The following is a 20,748-nucleotide window of genomic DNA, read 5'->3' as shown; positions in this document are numbered from 1 at the left end:
CTTGCCGCCGCCGAGCATCGCCGTCAGTTCGTCGCGCTCGGCTTGGCTCAATTCGACCCGATAACGTACATTCATGCTTTGCCTCCTTGTCGGAGGCCGGGACGAATCGATCCATGAGTCAAAAATCTGGCGCGCGCTTAACCGAGAAGCAGGGGCACTACCTCGCTTTCATCCATACCTATTCGTACATGTTCGGACAGCCGCCAGCCGAAGCCGACATTCAGCGCCATTTCCGCGTCAGCCCGCCGTCAGTCCACCAAATGATCGTCACCCTCGAACGAAACGGCTTCATTCGCCGTCAGCCCGGCGTTCCCCGAAGCATCGAGATTCTCCTGCCACCCGAAAACTTGCCGATCCTCGAATGGCTCGGTATCAAAACGTCAAAATCACTGTGATGAACCACTAGGCAGCGGCCGATTTGAAGATGATGCGTCCTGGCGCGCCGGACTTGCGGCTTGGTTTCATGGTGATTTCGACATCCTGCTCGAACACCGTCAGCATTTTCATGAGACGTCCCGCCGAGTAGTCCTCGAAATCGCCGCGCAGGAGGCGGGACAGATCCGGCTGATGGATACCGATGAGCTTGGCTGCTTTCACTTGAGTAAGCCCGCGATCTTTGATCAGCCGATGCAGTTCGTTCACGATATTGGCCTTTAGCAGCCGTTCTTCCGCGTTCGGCAAACCGAGGTCTGCGAACACGTTGCCGCTGCTCTGATAGGCTTCCAGCTTCCGCTTGCTCATCGTTCTTGCCCTTTGCCGAAATGCGTCCGGTAGTGCGATTCAGCATCACGCAAACGCGCTTTGATCAGCTCGATATCTCGCTGCGGCGTCGCGATCCCTTTTCTTGCCTTCTTCTGGAAGGCATGAAGCACATAAACGGTATCCGCGAACCGGACCGTGTAAACGGTCCGATAGGTATCGGTGTCAAAATCGTCAACAAGCTCCAAAACGGTTCGGCCGCCGAAGCCCTTCAGCGCCTTTGCAGCCAACGGCTCATCTCCGTTCTGGACCTGATGTAGCGCATAGCCGACCCGGTTTTGCACCTATGCCGGAAATCGCTTCAGATCCTTCAGACTGGAACCGAGAAAGATGCAGGACTTTTGACTTGGCGTCTTGTTCACGACAACTGAATATAGGGGTATCCCTATAGATCGTCAAGGTGATCTGGGTCACATTCCGGGCTTTGAACCTGACCTATCGTCGCAGCATCAAAGCGTCAGGCGAGCCAATCCGGCCAGCGCATACTTAAAGAGGATTTAAGACGATGACCCGCTTTCATGGAGTTTCCATCCTGACGATCGGCGCCGCGCTGTCGATGACGGCGGGCCTGGCGTTCGCCGGCGACAGTGTCGTTCGGGCCGACCAGATCGTAAACGCCCTCAAATCCAAGCCGCTGACCCGCGGCCTGTCGACCGGCCCAGAGCAGGTCGACACCGCGGCGACCGCCAAGGAGACCAAGTTCGTCGACAGCCTGCGCAACCGTCCGACCCGCTCGCTCTCGCTCGGCGAGCGCGAGGAGATTGCCGAGCTCGCCGCGACCAAGCCGCAGATCAACCTCGAAATCCATTTCGACTTCAATTCGGCCGAGATCAGCAAGAGCTCGGCACAGGTCGTGCAGGAACTCGGCAAGGCGCTGTCGAATCCGAGCCTGAAGGGTTCGACCTTCGTGGTCGCCGGCCACACCGACGCAGTCGGCAGCGAAGCCTACAACCAGGAGCTCAGCGAGCGGCGGGCCGACACGATCAAGAAATACCTGGCCGAGCGCTACGGCATCAACGGCTCCAACCTGGTCACCGTCGGCTACGGCAAGAGCAAGCCGAAAGATCCGAACGCACCGCTCGATCCGACCAACCGCCGGGTTCAGGTCGTCAACATGGAAGCCAAGACGGCGTCGCAGTGATGTAGTCGCCGTAGCCCGGATGAAGCGCAGCGCAATCCGGGAAATGTTCGAGACACGGCGAGATGGACCCGGATTACGCTTCGCTTCATCCGGGCTACGGGGCTACGGCTTGTCGAGCATTTCCCTGATCCTTGCCGCGAGCACGGTCTGCGTCAGCGGCTTCTGCAACAGCGATACGTCGTCGTCGGGCCGATCCTGGTCGCCGACGGCGTTACCCGCATAGCCGGTCATGAACAGCACCTTCAGGTTAGGCTGGATACGGTGCAGTTCGTCGGCCAGTTCGCGGCCGTTCAGGCCGGGCATGATGATGTCGGTGAGCAGCAGGTCGACATGGAACCGCCCGCTCTTGAACAGTGCCAGCGCGGCTGAGCCATTGGCGGCTTCACGGACTTTGTAGTTGAGGTCCTGCAGAGTCTCCACAAGGAAGGACCTCACGCTGTCTTCGTCCTCGACCACCAGGATCGTCTCGTTGCCGGCACTCCCGACCACCGGCGCGCTGTCCGCCTTGACCGGGTTGGCGGTTGTTAGAGGCGCCTGGTAGGCGGGCTTGAGATCGGGCGGCTCGCCCCGCGCATGGGTGAGGAGCTGCTGTGTCAATAGCGCCGCCCTCTGCGCGCTGGTCGAGGCATTGCCGATCACGCGCGCCAGTCGGTCGCGCTTGACGCCACCGTCCGATTGCACGCTGCGCGCGGCGATTTCGAGGTTGCCGCTGATAACAGTCAGGAGATTGTTGAAATCGTGCACCACGCCGCCGGTCACCTGCTGCGACTGTCGCAGCAAGTCCTCGGCCTCGCGGAGCTGCGACGGCGAGGGCAGCGCCAAGAGCTTCGGCAGCAGCGGCCACAGCATGGCGGCGGTGACAATGGACGCGGCGGCCGTCAACAATTTGACGATGCCCTCGATGCCGTAGATCGGCACCCAGAGCGTGACGATCGACAGCACGTGGGTGAAGCCGCAGAACAGGATGAAAAGCGCAAAAGCCCAGAAGACCCAGCCGAACGCGACGTCGCGCCGCTTCGACACGAAGATGGCGAGCGCCACGGGGATGGAGAAGTAGGCGGCCGCGATCACCGCATCAGAGATGACGTGGAGCCAGATCAGTCCAGGTTCCCACAGCAGGCAAATTCCGTGCGGGGAAAGCGTTGACGAATCGAAGAGACGCTCCAGCATGACGGTCGTTCCACTGCCTTGAAGCAGATCGATGGACCTACCTTTGCATGCCAAAATCCATGAGGGGGTGCGGCACGTCAAGCCCGCCGCGACAGCTCAGATCCAGCCCCGGAACAGCATCAGGTGGTTGAACGTCGCCGTCGAGGTACCGATGAAGGCCGCCGAGATCGGCAGCATGACCGCAAAGCCCAGCGCGCCGATGGCGACGAAGGCCCATAGCAGCCAGCGCGGAGTCCGGCCGCGGGTCAGCGCGTAGACCAGGGCAAAGCTCGCGGTGGTCGCGGCCGGCAGGTAGTAATAGATGAAGCCGAGCGTGCGCGGCAGCAATGCCCAGGCGAGATAGGGACCAAAATAGAACGCCAGCACCAGGAACGCATCCGCCCGCCGCACCACGATCCAGTCGCGCAAGGCCACGGCGAGCGCGGCCAGCGCCGGCCACAGGATCAGGGGATTGCCGAGCAGCACCACTGCGGCGATACGGTCGTCACCGAGCTTGTCGAAGAGATACCAGACCGGGCGCACCAGGAACGGCCAGGACGGCCATGGGCTCATATAGGTGTGGCCGGCGATCGCGGTGGTGGTGTTGTCGGCAAAGATGCGGCGCTGCGCCTCCAGGATATCGGGAAACGAAAATCCGCAGAGCGGAACAAAGCTGGCGAGATAGACGATCGCGGGCAACAGCACGAAGCATGCGGCAAAGTGACCGGGACGAAAATCGGGCCAGAGGTCGGGCCGGTACCAGTCCTCCGGCTTGGGATCGGCGAACTGCGTGCGCCAGCCCTGCGTCAGCCGAATCACGGCGACGATTGCGATGCAGGTTGCGAGCACGAACAGGCCGCTCCATTTGCAGGCGGCAGAGAGGCCGGATGCGATCCCGGCAAGCGCAAAGTAAAGCTGCGGCCGCGCCCGCCTGAAGCCGTAGGCGAACGCCGCGATCGCGAACAGGCTGAAGGCGAGCGCGAAAATATCGAGCATCGCGATTCGCGACTGCACGAACAGCATCTGGTTGAATGCCGCGATTAGCATTGCCGCGATCGCCGATGACTGCCGGGTGAACAGCGCCAGTCCGCCGAGATAGACCGCGACCAGCGCCAGCGCTCCGAACAGTGCGGCGGGATAGCGCCAGCCGAATGGATTGTCGCCGAAAATCCTGATCGACAGCGCGATGAGCTGCTTGGCGAGCGGCGGATGCATCGGGTTGAGCATCGGCTCTCGCATCACCGGCTCCAGCATCTGCCGCGCCGCCGGCACGTAATGCACCTCGTCGAAGTAGAATTTTTCCGGCGCGGTCACACCGATCAGGAGCAGGAGATGCGCGACGATAAAGATGCTTGCCGCGGTGAGAACAGTGCGCGCGAATGAAACGGAAGGTGATTCAGGCACGATATCTTCGGCGATCGCGGTGCAGCAAGAAAGCCAATTGTGAGCGCCGCCGATTTTTCTGTCCACCGCATTGAACTATTTCGCGTCGACCGTCACCAGAAATCGACGTCGTAGGACTGAGACGCGTAGGCTGGGCAAAGCGACTTGTCCGCCGTAGCTCGAAGAGCGAAGGCGGAAGCGTGCCCACCATCACGAATAGAGTGCTGAGGGTGGGCACGGCGCGAAGAGCGCCTTTGCCCACCCTACGCATTTGCGCTGGTGTCACGCCGCGGACTTGCCCTCATACGCGCGGCGCAGGCCTTCGATATCCAGCTTGACCATGCCGAGCAAGGCCTGCATCGCCCGCTGTGCGCCGGCCCTGTCGGGGCCGCTGATATATTTGGGCAGGACGTTCGGCACGATCTGCCAGGAGACGCCGAAGCGGTCCTTCAGCCAGCCGCATTGCTCGGCCTTGCCGCCATTGGCGAGCAGCGCGTCCCAGAGCCGGTCGACTTCGGCTTGGTCGGCGCAGTCGATCACGAAAGAGACGGCGTGCGTATATTCCATTCGCATCCCGCCGTTCAGCGCCATGAAGCGCTGACCGGCCAATGTGAACTCCACCAACAGCACTGTGCCGGCTTTGCCGGCGGGACCATCGATGAGGTTCTTCTGGACCGTCTCGATCCGGGTATCCGGCAACAGCGAAACGTAGAGCTTGGCCGCTTCCTCGGCTTCGCCGTCGAACCACAGGCAAGGGGTAATCTTGGACACGAGAAACTCCTTTACGTGATCGACGATCAAGCGCCGGCGGTTGCGGCCTTGGTGGCCGCCTCGACATCCATCCACATCACTTCCCAGATGTGACCGTCCAGATCCTCGAAGCTGCGGCCGTACATGAAGCCGAAATCCTGCTTCGGCCCGGGGTCGGCACTGCCGCCGGCGCCGGTGGCCTTGCCGACGATGTCGTCGACGGCGTCGCGGCTGTCGGCCGAGAGGCAGATCAGGACCTCGCTCGATGTTTTTGCGTCGGCGATCTTCTTGGGCGTGAATTGCCGGAACTTGTCATGCGTGAGTAGCATGACGTGAATGGTGTCGGAGAACACCATGCAGGAAGCGGTATCGTCGGAGAATTGCGGATTCTTGGCCGCGCCGATCGCCTGATAGAAGGCGGTCGCGCGGGCGAGGTCAGTGACCGGCAGGTTCAGGAAGATCATTTTGGACATCAAGGGCTCCTTTGCATGGGGTCCGGCCCAAGGACGGATGGGCGGGCGCGAGTCCGACAAGGGGGGTGAAGAAATTTTTGCGGTGGGAACCCAAGCGCCCTTACGTCGCGATCGGCGTCGGCATGGTCAGGAACGACCGCGTCACGTGCCAGAACAATTGCCGGTTTATCGCGAGCACCACCGAATGGGCTGTGCCGGGGAGGATGACGAACTGGCGGTCGCCGTTCGGCAGCCGGTTGAAGAACTCCTCGAGATCGGCGACCGTCGCAATGCCGTCATGTTCGCCGCGAATCAGGAGCACCGGCGCCAGCACCTTTTCGGGATGCGCCACCGGCAGATTGGCGGTCATGTCGAGATAGGTGCCGGTCGGGATCTGGTCGCCGAACTGCAATTCCGCATCCGCCAGCGCTTCCATCACGGCGGGGTCGGAGGTGCCGGGCTTGTCGCGGGTCGCGATCGAGCGGATCATGTCGCGGTCGCGCTTGCGCATGTTGTGCGAACGGTAATAGTCAAGCTGCTCGGCGCGCTTTGCCAGCGTCGGCGATCCCTCGCCCTTGTAAGTGAATGCCGTGAACACTAGGCGATCGATCCGCTCGGGCGCGGCCATGGCGTAGGCGCCGGCGCGCAGCGCGCCTGAGGACTCGCCGACGAAATGATACTTCTGCCGGCCGGTCGCACCGGCGATGACCTCGACCGCGGCTTTCAGGTCCTCGACGCCGCTGGCGATATCGGAATTGCCCGACGTGCGGCCCGACTTGCCGTAATTCTCGCGGTCCATGGTCCAGCAGTCGAACCCATAGCGGGCGAATTCATTCATCACGGAATACTCGCCCTTGGCGGGCACGCTGACGTCGAACACGCGCGAAGTCACCGACGAGCCGTGAACGAAGAACACCACTGGCCGCGACGGCTCCCCGGCCTTCGGGGCGCCGATCCGCTTGCGGTACATCCAGAGCGGAACATCGCCCTTCTTCGCCCAGTATTCGCTGCTCCAGATCTCTTCGCCTTGCGGCGGAACCGGCGTCTCGGCCCGCAGCGGCGACGCGCCGATTGTGCCGGCGGCAAGACCGGCACCGATGCCCTTGATGACCGTGCGCCGTGGGACCGTGTGTTCGAAACGCGCCATCGCTTGTCTCCCCGGTGGTTTCGGATTCTCTGTCCGATCGATGGGCATGACTTTAGCAGCGTTGGCGCGGCGTTGCGAGAGAGCGGCAAATGATCGCGCCGTCCGCGCGCGTTGCAAAACCCGGCGCACGCGTTTGTGAACATTGCCGCGGGAAGAAGTCGCGGACGCTTTGCAAAACTGAGCCTAGTCTCCGCTGCCGCGAGACCGGAGAAAATCCGGCGCAATCCAGGGAGCACGTCATGAGCAGCAATCTCACCGAAGAAGAACTTGCAGCTTTGATGCCGTCGGAACTTTGCCAATATCCGACACCGATCCCGACCCAGATCGTTTCCAGCGACGAGTTCTATCCCGACCCGCAGAACGAACGGCAGCGCGAGGTCGAGGCGCGGCTGCTCGCGATGGCCGACGAGATCGGCGCCAAGCAAGGCATGGACCGCCGGAGATTCTTCCAGACCGCAGCCGGCATGGCGGCCTCCTTCGTGGCGATGAACGAGGTCTATGGACCGCTGTTCGCGGTGAGCAAGGCCGAAGCCGCAACGCCTGCGATGGCGCAGGAGCGCGCGGACGCGCTGAAAGACCAGTTCATCATGGACATGCACACGCATTTCCTGCGCGACGACACCCGCATCATGGGCTTTGTCGAGATGCGCAAGGCGGTCGGCAAGGCGGGTTGGAACAAGCAGCTCAGCGAGCACGAGCAGACCATCGAGGATCTGAAGTTCAACAACTACAAGAAGGAGATGTTTCTCGACTCTGACACCAAGATCGCGCTGATCTCGTCGGCGCCCTCCGACATCGAGCAGGACTGGTTCCTGACCAACGAGCAGATGGCGGACGCGCGCAAGAAGATCAACGACGAGGCCGGCTCGCGGCGGGTGTTCTGTCACGCGATCTTCACGCCCGGCCAGCCCGGCTGGCTCGACAAGCTCGATGCGGCGCTGGCGCTGAAACCTGAATCCTGCAAGGGCTACACGATCGGCGACAACACGCACAAGGAGATCAGCCGTTATCCGTGGCGGATGGACGACGAGAAGGTCGCCTACAAGGGTTACGAGAAAATGGTGAAGGCGGGCATCAAGAATGTCTGCGTGCACAAGGGACTGTTCCCGCCGGGCATCGAGAAGCAATATCCGAACCTGCGCGGCTTCGCAGACGTCGCCGATGTCGGGCAAGCCGCGAAGGACTGGCCGCAGCTCAACTTCATCATCTATCACTCCGCCTATCGCCATGTCGGCGGTGACCCCAAGGTGGCGCTCGCCGAGTTCGAGCGCACCGGCCGCATCGCCTGGACCTCTGACCTTGCGGACATCCCGGCGCAGTATGGCGTCAACAATGTCTATGGCGACGTCGGGCAGTTGTTTGCCACCACGCTGGTGGCCGAGCCGAATGTCTGCGCCGCGCTGATGGGCACGCTGATCAAGGGTCTCGGCGTCGACCACGTCTGCTGGGGCTCGGACTCGCTCTGGACCGGCGCGCCGCAATGGCAGATCGAGGGCCTCAGAAGGCTCGAGATCCCCGAGGCGATGCAGAAGAAATTCGGCTATGCGCCGCTCGGTCCTGCAGACGGACCGGTGAAGCGCGCGATCTTCGGCGACAACAATGCCCGGCTCTATGACATCCAGCCCAAGCGCGCGATGCTGGAATTGAAGGGCGACCGCTTCGCGATGATGAGAGCCGAGTACGAGAAGGCCGGGCCGGAGCCGTCGAACATGCGCTACGGCTACGTGGTGCCGAATGGGACGATCGACCACGGCGTGTTTGCGTGAGCTTTGCGGATCGGCAGCGCCGCGTAACGTTGTGCTGCGCTGCCGATCCGGCGCCTATTCGGTAGGCATCTCCGCCTCGCCTTTTCTGTTTGCACGGTAGTCTTGCATCACGCTTGCGTCATGGGCGCAGAAATCCCACCCCTGGTTTTTGACATTCAGGAAAAGGCGGCTTTACGAATAGAGGCAGCGGCTGCGTTACAATAACTGGAGCCTTCAGCCATGGCGTCTGCTGTTCGATTGCCGCCCAACTCGACCAACGACGGCGAAGAGAGCGTCACGGATGACGCCGCCCTTCTTAAGCGTCTTTCCAGCATCGTCGGAAGGTCCCATGTGCTGACCGGCATGGAGAGCACCCGCAGATTTTGCACCGGCTTCCGTTTCGGGCATGGTCAGGTCGTCGCAGTGGTCCGTCCCGGCACCCTCGTCGAGCAGTGGCGGGTGTTGAAGGCCTGCGTCGCCGCGAACAAGATCGTGATCATGCAGGCCGCCAATACCGGTCTTACCGGCGGCTCCACGCCCGACGGCAACGACTATGACCGTGGCATCGTATTGATCAGCACCATGCGGATCGCCGGCATCCACCTCATCAACGACGGCAAGCAGGTGGTGTGCCTGCCGGGCACGACGCTCTATCAGCTCGAGGACCGGCTCCGGCCGCTGGGGCGGGAGCCTCATTCCGTAATCGGCTCGTCCTGCATCGGCGCCTCCGTGTTCGGCGGCATCTGCAACAATTCAGGCGGCGCGCTGATCCACCGCGGCCCCGCCTTCACACAACTCGCCCTGTTCGCCCGGATGGACGAAGCTGGCGACGTTCACCTTGTCAACCATCTCGGCATCAACCTCGGCAATGATCCCGAAGCGATGCTGGAAAGGCTCGAAAGCGGAGCCTTCACCGAGGCCGACGTCGCGAACGATTCGAACCGGCTCGCATCCGACCATGACTATGCGACTCATGTCCGCGACATCGATGCGCCGACCGCCGCCCGCTTCAACGCCGATCCGCACCGGCTGTTCGAGGCGTCAGGCAGCGCCGGCAAGGTCATGCTGATGGCGGTGCGGCTCGATACCTTCGCCAAGACCGCGCGAACCGGTGCCTTCTATATCGGCTCCAACGATCCTTCCGAACTCGAGACGATCCGCCGGCACGTCCTGGCCAGCTTCAAGTCGTTGCCGATCTCCGGCGAATATCTGCACCGCACGGCCTTCGACATTGCGGAAAAATACGGCAAGGACACGTTTCTGGCGATCCACTATCTCGGCACTGCCTGGCTGCCGATGCTGTTCGCAATCAAGGGACGCTTTGACGGCATTTGCGAGCGCCTGGCTTTCCTGCCGGGACACCTCAGCGACAGGATCATGCAATTTGCGAGTTCGCTGTTTCCGCGTCACCTGCCGAAGCGAATGATGGACTATCGCGACCGCTTCGAACATCACCTGATCCTGCAGATGGGCGATGACGGCATCGAGGAAGCCGAGCAATATCTGACGTCGATGTTTCCCTCAGAGAACGGCGACTTCTTCACCTGCACCAAGGACGAAGGCGCCAAGGCGATGCTCCACCGCTTCGCCGCTGCGGGCGCTGCGGTGCGCTATCGCGCCGTCCACGCCCGCGAGGTCGAAGACATTGTCGCCCTTGATGTCGCGCTGCGCCGCAATGATGAGCAGTGGTGCGAAAGCCTGCCGCCCGACATCGATGCAAAGCTTATGCACAAGCTCTATTACGGCCACTTCTTCTGCCACGTCTTCCACCAGGACTACATCGTGGCGAAAGGACATGACTGTCTGGCGATCGAGGAGCAGATGTGGAAACTGCTCGATCAGCGCGGTGCCGAATATCCAGCCGAGCATAATGTCGGCCATCTCTATCATGCGAAGCCTGCGCTGGTCGAACACTACAAGGCGCTGGACCCCTGCAATGCCTTCAACCCCGGGATCGGGCGAACCACCAAGTGCCTGCACTGGAAGACCGGGCTTGAAGCAGGGTCGGCCCAGGCCCCCAAGATCAGCGCTTCCTGGACGTCCTGAACCGACCGCGACGTCGACAACGACGGAAGCATCTTTCGAAGCACATCGTCCAGCCATGATCGTCACATGACCGACGCGTCCTTGATCTCGGGTTTTGCAGCACTGGCCGGTGCCGCCATCGGAGGCCTGACCTCGGCAACGGCGGCGTGGTTCACCCAGCGCACCATGGCGCATTCGCAATGGTCTGCCGGCGAAAATCTGCGCCGGCAGGACATCTATCGCGAATTCATCGAGATCGCATCGAAATGCTACATCGACGCGCTCCAGCACGAGAAACCCGACATTTCAGATCTGGTCGGGATTTATGCCAAGATCTCGCGGATGCGGGTCTTGTCATCCGCCGGGATCGTCGACGAGGCCGAACGGGTTGCGCAGAGAATCCTCGATACCTACACCGAGCCCGACAAGACCTTCGTCGAACTGCGAGGCATGGCCGAAGACCATGCCATCGACCTCCTGCATGGCTTCAGCAAGGCCTGCCGGCTGGAGTACGAGCAGTATCGCTCGCGGCAATTCTAACGCCATCATCGCCGCGAGGTCCCAATAATGACATCGCGGCTTCGCCGTCATTTCTTCTCATCGGGATGGCGGTGGACGGGATCGACCCACAGCACCGTCTCCGGCTTCTCCACCGGCTCGATGTCGAGATTGATCGCGACCGCCTCGCCGTCGCTGCGGACCAGCACGCATTCGAGCACTTCGTCCGGGCTGGCGTTGATCTCCTGATGCGGCACATAGGGCGGCACGAAGATGAAATCGCCGGGGCCGGCTTCGGCCGTGAATTGCAGATGCTCGCCCCAGCGCATCCGCGCCTTGCCCTTCACGACATAGATGATGCTTTCGAGATGGCCGTGATGATGCGCGCCGGTCTTGGCGTCAGGCTTGATGGTCACGGTGCCGGCCCACAGCTTCTGCGCGCCGACGCGGGCAAAGTTGATCGCGGCCTTGCGGTCCATGCCGGCCGTCGACGGCACGTTCGGATCGAGCTGGTTGCCGGGAATAACGCGGACGCCGTCGTGCTTCCAGCGTTCGTCATGGTCGTGGGAATGGGAGTGATCGTGGGTACCGCTCATCTCTGCTGCCTTCAAAAAGACTGTCGCGGTAACGCTACAGAAACTCGCGGTCATAGGCCAGACGAAACAGATGCTCTACTCGCTTCTGCCCGTCATGACCGGCTTTGTCCCGGCCATGACGGAGAGAGCTGGGCCTCTACTTCACGGCCAGCAATTCGACGTCGAACATCAGCGTCGCATTCGGCGGGATCACGCCGCCGGCGCCGCGCGCGCCATAGCCCAGATTGGGCGGGATGATGAGGGTGCGCTTCCCGCCGACCTTCATCGTACCGACGCCCTCGTCCCAGCCGGTGATCACCTTGCGCTGGCCGATCGAAAATTCGAACGGCTCGTTGCGATCCACCGACGAGTCGAATTTCTTGCCCTTCTGGCCGTTCTCGTAGAGCCAGCCGGTGTAATGCATGACACAGATCTGGCCGGGCTTCGGTGAAGGACCGGTGCCGACCACGGTGTCGATGATTTGCAATCCTGAAGGTGTCGTCACGGTTTTTCCTGCTGGTTGGGCCGATGCCATCTTCGACAGGGCCGGAACGGAGATCGCGGCCGCGGCGGCAGCGATGGTCTTGACGACGGTGCGTCGAGTGAAGTTCATGTTACCACCTTTCGGATTGGCGCCCAGCATCAATAGCCGAGCGCGCAGCCGTCCTTGCGCGGATCGGAACCGCCCGTCAACGTGCCCTTGTCCCAGTCGATCCAGATCGCCTGTCCGCCGCCGAGCGGAGCAACCACGCTGGTGGTCTTGTGCCCGATCTTCTTCAGGCCTTCGACGATCGCGGCCGGCACGCTGTCCTCGAGCTGATAGACGCCCTCGTAATGCAGGCCGCGCGGCATGTCGATCGCTTCCTGCACGTCGCAGCCATAGTCGAGGATGTTGGTCAGCACACGGGTCTGGCCGACCGGCTGGTACTGCCCGCCCATCACGCCGAACGGCATGATCGCGCGGCCGTTCTTGGTCGCAAGGCTCGGGATGATCGTATGCAAGGGACGCTTGCCCGGCGCTATGCAATTGGGATGGCCGGGCTGGATGCGGAAGCCGCCGGCGCGGTTCTGCAAGAGGATGCCGGTCTTGTTGGAGACGATCGCCGAGCCGAAGGAATGCGCGATCGAGTTGATGAAGGAGCAGACGTTGCGGTCCTTGTCGACCACGGTGATGTAGACCGTCGACGGATTCATCGGCGGCGCGACATTGGGCAGCTCGAGCAGCCGGTCCATCCGGATGTTCTTGATGTATTCGTCGGCGAATTCCTTGGCCAGGATGCCGGCGACGTCGACATGGACGTGCCGGGGATCGCCGATGTACTGCTCGCGCATCATGTAGGCGATGCGCGCGGCCTCCGCCTCGAGATGGAAACGCTCGACGCTGAGCGCGGGGAATTTTGTGAGATCGAAACGCGAGAGGATGTTGAGCATCACCAGCATCGTGATGCCCGGGCCGTTCGGCGGGCACTGCCAGACGTCGTAGCCCTTGTAGATGGTGCCGATCGGCGCGGTGACCTCGGTCGAATGGTCAGCGAAATCGTCCAGCGTGTGCAGGCCGCCGATGCTGCGCAGCGTCGCGACCATGTCCTCGGCGATCTCACCGGTGTAGAAAGCCTTCGGACCGTCCTTCGCGATCGCGCGCAGCGTCTTGCCGAGCTCGGGCTGGCGGATCACGTCGCCGGCGACTGCGGGCTTGCCGTGCGGCAGCAGATAGCGCTCGGTGTTGGTGCCGTTCTTCAGCTTCTCGAACTGGTTCTTCCAGTCGAAGGCGATGCGGGGCGCGACGACATACCCCTCTTCCGCGGCCTTGATCGCCGGCTGCAGCAGCTTGTCGAGGCCGAACTTGCCGTGATCATTGAGGATCGTCTGCCAGGCGTCGACAGCGCCGGGAATGCTCACCGCATGCGCCGAAGTGAGCGGCACCGAATGGATCTTGCGCTCGAGATACCATTCTGCGGTCGCCGCCATCGGCGCGCGGCCGGAACCGTTATAGGCCGTAATCTTGCCCTCGCCTCTCGGCTGCACCAGCGCAAAGCAGTCCCCGCCGATGCCGGTCGATTGCGGCTCGATCACCGCAAGCAGCGCCGATGCGGCGATCGCCGCATCCACTGCCGTGCCGCCCTCGCGCATCACGTCGATCGCCGCCAGCCCGGCCTCCGGATGCGAGGTCGCCACCATTCCGTTGAGGGAATGGACGGTGGAGCGGCCGGCGAAATGGAAGTTTCTCATTAAAGGTAGCTCGCTTGGTTGTTCTGCATTGGAGTTCCCGGCGGGGCGGGAGCTACATGACATATTCGTGCCGTTCTCGGCAATGGCTGGCATGCCAGAGCTGCGTTGCGCCGGGAAATCCGACTAAGGGTTTTCGCTGGCCCAACCGCCTGATAAATCCGCGCCATGCCGCTGAAAGTCGCCGCCTTCTACCAATTCGCCAGCCTGCCCGATTACCGGGAGCTGCGCGATCCCTTGCACGCAATCTCTGCGGGTCTCGGGTTGAGGGGCAGCATCCTGCTGGCGAGCGAGGGCGTCAATGGCACGATCGCGGGACGCGCTGAGGCGATCGACGCCTTTATTGCGGAACTGGGGCACGGCGCGCTGTTCGGCGGCCGGCTTGACAGGCTGGAGCTGAAATTCTCAGCGGCCGCCGAGATGCCGTTCCAGCGAATGAAGGTGCGGCTGAAGAAGGAGATCGTCACGCTCGGCGATGCCTCCGTCGATCCGACGCGGCAGGTCGGGATCTATGTCGACCCGGCCGAATGGAATGCGCTGATCGCGGATCCCGACACGCTTGTAATCGACACCCGCAACGCCTTCGAGGTCGCGCTGGGCACGTTCGAGGGCGCGGTCGACCCCGGCATCAAGAGTTTCGGACAGTTCAAGGACTTTGCCGCGCGCGAGCTCGATCCGGCCAGGCACAGGAAGATCGCGATGTTCTGCACCGGCGGCATCCGCTGCGAAAAGGCGAGCAGCTTTTTGCTCGCGCACGGGTTCGGTGAAGTGTACCACCTCAAGGGCGGCATCCTGAAATATCTGGAAGAGATGCCGGAGCAAGACAGCCGCTGGCGCGGTGAATGTTTCGTATTCGACGAACGGGTCGCGCTCGGCCACGGCTTGCGCGAGCGCGGAAAAGAGACCGCCCATGACTGACGCGAAGACGACTGATATGAAGACACTCGCCGAGCGCATCGATGCGCTGGAAACGCGGATCGCCTATCAGGACGACACGATCGAGACGCTGAACGAGACCATCACCGCGCAATGGAAGCAGATCGATGCGCTGACGCGCCAGGTGGCAGAATTGCGCGAGCAGTTGCAGGAAGCCGAAAGCAATACGGCCGCCCCGATCAACGAGCGGCCGCCGCATTATTGAAATGTGGCCGTCGTCCCGGGCTTGACCCGGGACCCATAACCACCGGTGCTCGAAGAAAACTCAGGACGCCGTTCCGAGTCCAATACTAGATCCTGTGGTTATGGGTCCTCGCTTTCGCGAGGACGACGGAGGCTCGTTCGCGAGGACGACAGCTAGCGGGACACCGCCTTCACTTTTTCCCAGAGCGACGGGTCTTCGCTCTCGCCATCGTGCTTGGTCGGCGAGGGCTGGGCCGCGCTCACGGGGTCAGACGCCGGGAAGGTGTGTTCCAGGCCGGCCTCGAGCTTCTCGTGCGTCTCGCGATCGGCAGCAAGCGCCTCGCGCGGGTCATCGGCATGCTTGTCATGCGGCGCCGGATTGAATTTCTCAGCCATATGCTCCCTCCATTTGCGCCCAATCAACGCACCGTGCTCTCCGGGAGTTCCAGATCTGCCTTGGCCGGAAGCGACGCGCCGTGTATCAGAAGCGTCAAAATGTCAGCCGTTTCAGCAGGAACCTTTCTTGTCCCAAGATTCCCAAGCTTCTTCCAAGCCGCTTCTTGAAGTGCTTGCCGGCAAGCGCCAGCCGATCCCACCGATCTGGATGATGCGGCAGGCCGGCCGCTATCTGCCCGAATATCGCGAGTTGCGGGCCAAGGCCGGCAGTTTCCTCGACCTCTGCTTCACGCCGGACTATGCCGCCGAAGTCACGCTGCAGCCGATCCGCCGCTTCAACTTCGATGCAGCCATCATCTTCTCCGACATCCTCGTCATTCCCTATGCGCTGGGACGCTCGGTGCGGTTCGAGGCCGGCGAAGGCCCGCGGCTCGATCCGCTCGATACGCCAGAGAAAGTGCAGACGCTTGCCGCGCATGCGGACTTCACAAAGCTCGAGCCGGTCTATGAAGCGCTGCGTCGCGTGCGGCGTGAGCTCGACGACAAGATCGCGCTGATCGGCTTCTGCGGCGCGCCATGGACGGTCGCGACCTATATGGTCGCAGGCCAGGGCACGCCCGATCAGGCACCGGCGCGGATGATGGCCTATCGGCACCCGCAAGCGTTTGCCGCCATTGTTGACGTGCTGGTGGAGAATTCGATCCACTATCTCGTCGGTCAGTTGAAAGCCGGCGCCGACTGCCTGCAACTGTTCGACACCTGGGCCGGCGTGTTGCCGCCGCGCGAATTCGAACGCTGGTCGGTCGAGCCGGCGCGGCGCATCGTCGAGGGCGTGCGTAGGCAGGTGCCTGACGCCAAGATCATCGGCTTTCCCCGTGGCGCCGCCGGCATGCTTCCCGCCTATGTGGAAGCAACCGGCGTCAACGCCGTCAGCATCGACTGGACCGCGGAGCCGGCGATGATCCGCGAACGCGTGCAGAGCCGCGCCGCGGTGCAGGGCAATCTCGATCCGCTCGCGCTGATCACCGGCGGCGACGCGCTCGATCGCGCAATCGACGATGTGCTGGCGAATTACGGCAACGGCCCGCTGATCTTCAATCTCGGCCACGGCATCCAGCCGGAGACACCGATCGCCCATGTCGAGCAGATGGTGCAGCGGGTGCGGGCGTTTAGAGGCTGAACTCCCCTCCCACCGTCATGCGCCGCCACCGGGTCTCGCCTTCGGCGAGCCCGATGACAGGCTCCGACGGGGCATCCAGTAACCGCCAGCGCTCATTAGAACCGAGAGGCCTGCGTGTACTGGATCATCCGCCTTCGCGGATGATGACAGCAGAATTTCTGGATGCGTCAGCCCGTAGCCCGGATGGAGCGAAGCGTAATCCGGGGTTCGGCGCCGCAATGAAGAGTCCCGGACTGCGCTTCGCTCCATCCGGGCTACGCAAAACTAACGCGCATCCTCCAAAATCATGTCGGACGCCTTCTCCGCGATCATGATCGTCGGCGCGTTGGTGTTACCCGACATCAGGTCGGGCATGATCGAGGCATCGACCACGCGCAAACCTTCGATGCCGCGCACCTTGAGTCGCTGGTCGACGACGGCCAGCGCATCGTTGCCCATGCGGCAGGTCGAGGTCGGGTGATAGACGGTTGAGCCGGTGCGGCGGCAGAAATCGAGCAGATCCTCGTCGCTAACCGTCTTCGGGCCCGGCTCGATCTCTTCCGCACAATAGGTCTTCAGCGCCGGTGCAGCGAGGATCTTGCGCAGGATGCGGAGGCCGTCGATGAAGGCGCGGCGGTCGGTCTCGGTCGAAAGATAATTGATGCGGATTTCCGGCGGCATTGATGGGTCCGCGCTTTTGATGCGAAGCGAGCCGCGGCTTTCGGGACGGAGCTGGCAGACGGAGGCGGTGAAGCCCGAAAACGTGTGCAGGTTCTCGCCCATCTTGTCGGTCGAGAACGGGATGAAGTGGATCTGGATGTCCGGCGTCGCCAGCCGCGGATCGGTCTTGAAGAATGCGCCCGAAGTGCCGGCGGCGATCGTCAGCGGTCCGCGCCGCAAGGCCGCATAATGCGCACCGGCCCAAAGGCGGCGCAGCGGATGATTGACGACGTCGTTGAGCGTGACACGCTGCAGGCAGCGCGTGATCAGCCGCACCTGCAGATGATCCTGCAGATCATTGCCGACGCCCGCCTGGTCAAGCACGACCTCGATGCCGTGCTTCCTCAACAGCTCCGCCGGCCCGACGCCGGAGAGTTGCAGCAGTTGCGGTGAGTTGTAGGCGCCGCTGCAGACCAGGATCTCGCGCCGCGCACGCGCCGTGCGGACACGCCCCTCCTGCTTGAATTCGACCGCGCGCGCACGGCGTCCTTCGAAGACGATGCGCTGCGCCAGCGCCGAGGTCTCGACATGCAGATTGCCGCGCTTCACCGCCGGACGCAGATAGGAGAACGCGCTGCTGGCGCGGCGGCCGCGCCGCGTCGTGGTCTGGAAGAAGCCGGCGCCTTCCTGGGTCGCGCCATTGAAATCGGGATTGGTGGGAATGCCGACCTCGTCCGCCGCCTTCACAAAGGCTTCCGACAGCGGATCGTGATGCCGCCGGTCCGACACCGGCAGCGGACCGCCCGCGCCGTGATACTTGTTCGCGCCGCGCTGCTGATCTTCCGCCCGCTTGAAATAGGGCAGCACCTCGTCATAGCCCCAGCCGGCATTGCCGCGCTGGCGCCAGCGGTCGTAATCCTCGTGCTGGCCGCGCACATAGAGCAGACCGTTGATCGAGCTCGAACCGCCCAGCACTTTTCCGCGGGGCTGAAACACCTGACGCCCGTGCAGTTCCGGCTCGGGCTCGGTCTGGTACATCCAGTTGACGGTTTTTTCCTTGAACAGCTTTCCATAGCCGAGCGGGACATGGATCCAGATGTTGGTGTCCTTGGGTCCCGCTTCGAGCAGCAGCACCGAGTTCTTGCCGTCGGCGCTCAAGCGATTGGCGAGCACGCAACCGGCGGAACCGGCGCCCACGACGACGTAATCAAATTCCAAGCTGTCGCTGTTATTGTTCATTTGTTTCCCCCAGGTTTTTATTTTCTGTGGTGGTACAGACAAAGCTACAATTTGAAAAGACTTATCGCCATGCGCCTTCGCCTGAGGGCCCTGACTGCCACGCTCGATTGGCCGCTCCGCCGGCAGCGCCGCGCCCGATCGCCGTCAAGCGCATTTGTATCGATTTGTTAGCGATGCACGCGCACGCGGTTATCACAACGTCTTGTTGCGATGTCCTCACCCTCCATAATTCATAGTTTGTCAAAGCTTTGCAGCGAGGTTCCGCAATCGGCGCCCGCCTTGGGGCCAAGCCTGCAGGGCGAGGGATGCGGACGTATCTGAGCTCATATTTCTCAAAATTGTTCGCCGGCGATCTCGCCGCGTTCGGCGGACCGGCAACGGACGAGACGGGCGCCGGCTATATCCGCTCTGAGCAGATGTCGCTTGTCCTCGGCCATGCGGTCGGCTTCATGCTGGCCAACGTCTGCAACGCGATCATATTTGCGATCGCGCTCTGGCACTCGGCGGACTGGCTTCGTGCCAGCATCTGGACCGCGGCCGTGGCCGGTGGCGCAGCATGGCTCGGATGGCAGTCACGCGCGTCGCGACGAATCGCAAAGCCGCAATTCGTCTCTCGCCGCACCATGCATCGACTGGTGCTAAACGCGTTCGTGCTGGGGTCCGCGTGGGCGATCGTTCCGGTGGCGTTCTTTGCCAACGCCTCCAACGGCGGCCAACTGGTGATTACCTGTCTTTGCGCCGGAATGCTTGCGGGCGGCGCGCTCGCCTTCGCTACCATCCCGATCGCCACCATCGCCTTTACCACGCCGATCTTTATCGGCTCCACGATCTGCCTGTACAGGATTGGCGACTTCGTCTACCTGCTGGTTGCAATCCTGCTCGCGATCTATGGCTTCGTGCTGCTCCGCGCCGTGTTCGTCAACTCCTTCGAATTCACACGGCGCATCATCACCCAGCTCGAGGCGGAGCGGACCGTGCGGCGGGATCTGCTGACGGGGCTGCCCAACCGAATTGCCTTCAACGAAACCCTGGAAGCCGCGCTTGACCGGCTGGCACGCACCGGCGAGGAGTTTGCCGTGCTGCTGCTCGATCTCGATCGCTTCAAGGAGGTGAACGACAAGTTCGGCCATCCCGCCGGGGACGAGTTTCTGGTCCAGGCGGCTGCGCGACTGCAACGCTGCACCCGCGCCACCGAACATGTTGCACGCATCGGTGGCGACGAGTTCGCGCTGATCATGGCCAATCTGACCAGGCCGAAAGACGCCTTCGAGATCGCCGAATGTTTCGTTGCCGCCTTCGACGATCCGTTCGTGATCGATGGACGCGAAGCGTTCGGGGCAACCAGCGTCGGCATCGTGCTGGCGCCGCGCGACGGCAATACGCCCCACGACCTCATGAAACATGTCGACATCGCGCTGTATCGCGCCAAGAAGGCAGGACCCGGCACGATCTGCTTCTTCGAACCCGGCGACGACAAGTCGGCGCGCGATCGCCTGGCGTTGCGGCGGGATCTGGAAGGGGCGATCGAGCGGGACGAGTTGTTCCTGGTCTATCAGCCGTTCATCGAGATCGGCGAGAACCGCATCACCGGGTTCGAAGCACTGCTGCGCTGGCGGCATCCCGAGCGTGGACTGGTTTCGCCCAGCGACTTCATCCCGATCGCGGAAGAGACCGGGCTGATCCACCAGATCGGCGAGTGGGTGGTCCGCCGCGCCTGCCTGACGCTTGCCGAATGGCCCGACGACATCCGCGTGGCCGTGAATTTCTCCGCGGTGCAGTTCAACAATGCCGGCATCCTGCAGACGATCGTGCAGGCGCTTGCGCAAGCCGGCGTGCGCCCCGATCGGCTCGAGATCGAGATCACGGAATCGATGCTGATCGCAAAGTATGGATCGGCCTTGTCGATCCTGAACTCGCTGTTGGATTTGGGAGTGACGGTTGCGCTCGACGATTTCGGCACCGGCTTCTCGTCGCTGACATACTTGCGCAAACTGCCCTTCAGCCGCATCAAGATCGACCAATCCTTCATCTGCGACATGCTGGTGCAGCCCGACTGCGCCGCGATCGTCAAATCCGTGATCGGGCTTGCACGGGATCTGCGCATCGGCGTGGTGGCGGAAGGCGTGGAAACGGCTGACCAGCTTGAATATCTGCGCCAGACGAACTGCGACGAGGCCCAGGGCTATTTCATTGGCCGGCCGGTTCCGGCCGAACAGATCCCTGCTCTGCTGGACAAGATGCAGCGCTCGATCCACGCGGCCTAACTGGACTACGCACCCGTTCCGACTTGCTCCGGCCACTGTGATGACGCGTCGCCCTGCTCTG

21 protein-coding genes are annotated in these 20,748 nt (G+C 62.5%); 9 read left to right on the top strand and 12 right to left on the bottom strand.

Annotated elements, in window-relative coordinates:
- The first annotated feature begins 113 nt into the window (after positions 1-113).
- The gene (locus ACZYOF_RS06225; RefSeq protein ID WP_283039996.1) at positions 114-395 is read left to right on the top strand and encodes a LexA family protein; all 282 of its coding nucleotides are present in this window, start codon (positions 114-116) and stop codon (positions 393-395) included.
- Between the two features lie 7 nt (positions 396-402).
- On the opposite strand, the gene ACZYOF_RS06220 is transcribed toward ACZYOF_RS06225, so the two are convergent.
- Positions 403-699, bottom strand: coding sequence for a helix-turn-helix domain-containing protein (locus ACZYOF_RS06220; protein ID WP_463715168.1), 297 nt, complete (start codon positions 697-699; stop codon positions 403-405).
- Between the two features lie 38 nt (positions 700-737).
- Positions 738-1,043, bottom strand: coding sequence for a type II toxin-antitoxin system RelE/ParE family toxin (locus ACZYOF_RS06215; RefSeq protein WP_463715167.1), 306 nt, complete (start codon positions 1,041-1,043; stop codon positions 738-740).
- A 221-nt stretch (positions 1,044-1,264) separates the two neighbouring features.
- Between ACZYOF_RS06215 and ACZYOF_RS06210 the strand changes: the two genes are divergently transcribed.
- Positions 1,265-1,900 (top strand): OmpA family protein, encoded by a 636-nt coding sequence (locus ACZYOF_RS06210; RefSeq protein WP_463715166.1) that lies wholly within the window; start codon positions 1,265-1,267, stop codon positions 1,898-1,900.
- 102 nt (positions 1,901-2,002) lie between these two features.
- Here the strand turns inward: ACZYOF_RS06210 and ACZYOF_RS06205 are convergent, their stop codons facing one another.
- The 5 genes from ACZYOF_RS06205 to ACZYOF_RS06185 form a co-directional block, all read right to left on the bottom strand.
- Positions 2,003-3,070: a response regulator gene (locus tag ACZYOF_RS06205; RefSeq protein WP_130576823.1), complete on the bottom strand. Its 1,068-nt coding sequence runs from the start codon at positions 3,068-3,070 to the stop codon at positions 2,003-2,005.
- A 96-nt stretch (positions 3,071-3,166) separates the two neighbouring features.
- On the bottom strand, positions 3,167-4,453 hold the full coding sequence (locus ACZYOF_RS06200) for a phospholipid carrier-dependent glycosyltransferase (protein ID WP_463715165.1): 1,287 nt from the start codon (positions 4,451-4,453) through the stop codon (positions 3,167-3,169).
- 261 nt (positions 4,454-4,714) lie between these two features.
- Complete coding sequence (locus ACZYOF_RS06195; RefSeq protein ID WP_463715164.1) at positions 4,715-5,203, bottom strand: VOC family protein; 489 nt, start codon at positions 5,201-5,203, stop codon at positions 4,715-4,717.
- Positions 5,204-5,229: 26 nt separating this feature from the next.
- The gene (locus ACZYOF_RS06190) at positions 5,230-5,655 is read right to left on the bottom strand and encodes a VOC family protein (protein ID WP_463715163.1); all 426 of its coding nucleotides are present in this window, start codon (positions 5,653-5,655) and stop codon (positions 5,230-5,232) included.
- Between the two features lie 100 nt (positions 5,656-5,755).
- Positions 5,756-6,781 (bottom strand): alpha/beta hydrolase, encoded by a 1,026-nt coding sequence (locus tag ACZYOF_RS06185; RefSeq protein WP_463715162.1) that lies wholly within the window; start codon positions 6,779-6,781, stop codon positions 5,756-5,758.
- Between the two features lie 239 nt (positions 6,782-7,020).
- Between ACZYOF_RS06185 and ACZYOF_RS06180 the strand changes: the two genes are divergently transcribed.
- The 3 genes from ACZYOF_RS06180 to ACZYOF_RS06170 all read left to right on the top strand — a co-directional run bounded on the left by ACZYOF_RS06180 (position 7,021) and on the right by ACZYOF_RS06170 (position 11,091).
- Positions 7,021-8,547 carry an amidohydrolase family protein gene (locus ACZYOF_RS06180; RefSeq protein ID WP_463715161.1) on the top strand — a complete coding sequence of 509 codons (1,527 nt, stop codon included), beginning with the start codon at positions 7,021-7,023 and terminating at the stop codon, positions 8,545-8,547.
- 219 nt (positions 8,548-8,766) lie between these two features.
- Positions 8,767-10,572 carry a D-lactate dehydrogenase gene (gene dld / locus ACZYOF_RS06175; protein ID WP_463715160.1) on the top strand — a complete coding sequence of 602 codons (1,806 nt, stop codon included), beginning with the start codon at positions 8,767-8,769 and terminating at the stop codon, positions 10,570-10,572.
- 66 nt (positions 10,573-10,638) lie between these two features.
- The gene (locus tag ACZYOF_RS06170; RefSeq protein WP_282529991.1) at positions 10,639-11,091 is read left to right on the top strand and encodes a hypothetical protein; all 453 of its coding nucleotides are present in this window, start codon (positions 10,639-10,641) and stop codon (positions 11,089-11,091) included.
- A gap of 47 nt (positions 11,092-11,138) precedes the next feature.
- On the opposite strand, the gene ACZYOF_RS06165 is transcribed toward ACZYOF_RS06170, so the two are convergent.
- The 3 genes from ACZYOF_RS06165 to ggt all read right to left on the bottom strand — a co-directional run bounded on the left by ACZYOF_RS06165 (position 11,139) and on the right by ggt (position 13,853).
- Positions 11,139-11,645 (bottom strand): cupin domain-containing protein, encoded by a 507-nt coding sequence (locus ACZYOF_RS06165; RefSeq protein ID WP_028162586.1) that lies wholly within the window; start codon positions 11,643-11,645, stop codon positions 11,139-11,141.
- Positions 11,646-11,781: 136 nt separating this feature from the next.
- Positions 11,782-12,159, bottom strand: a complete 378-nt coding sequence (locus ACZYOF_RS06160) for an FKBP-type peptidyl-prolyl cis-trans isomerase (RefSeq protein ID WP_463715171.1) — start codon at positions 12,157-12,159, stop codon at positions 11,782-11,784.
- 107 nt (positions 12,160-12,266) lie between these two features.
- Complete coding sequence (gene ggt / locus ACZYOF_RS06155) at positions 12,267-13,853, bottom strand: gamma-glutamyltransferase (protein WP_463715159.1); 1,587 nt, start codon at positions 13,851-13,853, stop codon at positions 12,267-12,269.
- Between the two features lie 165 nt (positions 13,854-14,018).
- Here ggt and trhO point away from each other — a divergent pair, with 165 nt between their 5' ends.
- Positions 14,019-14,768 (top strand): oxygen-dependent tRNA uridine(34) hydroxylase TrhO, encoded by a 750-nt coding sequence (gene trhO / locus ACZYOF_RS06150; RefSeq protein WP_463715158.1) that lies wholly within the window; start codon positions 14,019-14,021, stop codon positions 14,766-14,768.
- Positions 14,761-14,991, top strand: coding sequence for a SlyX family protein (locus ACZYOF_RS06145; protein WP_130576814.1), 231 nt, complete (start codon positions 14,761-14,763; stop codon positions 14,989-14,991). The genes trhO and ACZYOF_RS06145 overlap by 8 nt, the downstream gene beginning before the upstream one ends.
- Before the next feature lie 152 nt (positions 14,992-15,143).
- Here ACZYOF_RS06145 and ACZYOF_RS06140 read toward each other — a convergent pair whose 3' ends face one another.
- The gene (locus tag ACZYOF_RS06140; RefSeq protein ID WP_463715157.1) at positions 15,144-15,365 is read right to left on the bottom strand and encodes a hypothetical protein; all 222 of its coding nucleotides are present in this window, start codon (positions 15,363-15,365) and stop codon (positions 15,144-15,146) included.
- A 127-nt stretch (positions 15,366-15,492) separates the two neighbouring features.
- On the opposite strand from ACZYOF_RS06140, the gene hemE reads away from it, so the two are divergent.
- Positions 15,493-16,545 carry a uroporphyrinogen decarboxylase gene (gene hemE, locus ACZYOF_RS06135; protein WP_463715156.1) on the top strand — a complete coding sequence of 351 codons (1,053 nt, stop codon included), beginning with the start codon at positions 15,493-15,495 and terminating at the stop codon, positions 16,543-16,545.
- A 264-nt stretch (positions 16,546-16,809) separates the two neighbouring features.
- Here hemE and ACZYOF_RS06130 read toward each other — a convergent pair whose 3' ends face one another.
- Entirely contained in the window at positions 16,810-18,423 is a 1,614-nt protein-coding gene (locus ACZYOF_RS06130; RefSeq protein WP_463715155.1) for a GMC family oxidoreductase, read from the bottom strand.
- Positions 18,424-19,166: 743 nt separating this feature from the next.
- Between ACZYOF_RS06130 and ACZYOF_RS06125 the strand changes: the two genes are divergently transcribed.
- On the top strand, positions 19,167-20,687 hold the full coding sequence (locus ACZYOF_RS06125; protein ID WP_463715154.1) for a putative bifunctional diguanylate cyclase/phosphodiesterase: 1,521 nt from the start codon (positions 19,167-19,169) through the stop codon (positions 20,685-20,687).
- Positions 20,688-20,748: the final 61 nt, after the last annotated feature.

It is taken from the genome of Bradyrhizobium sp. LeoA1Lang (assembly GCF_055413685.1).
Note: the sequence above shows the minus strand (reverse complement) of the source record. Positions and strands in the feature narration are given on the sequence as shown.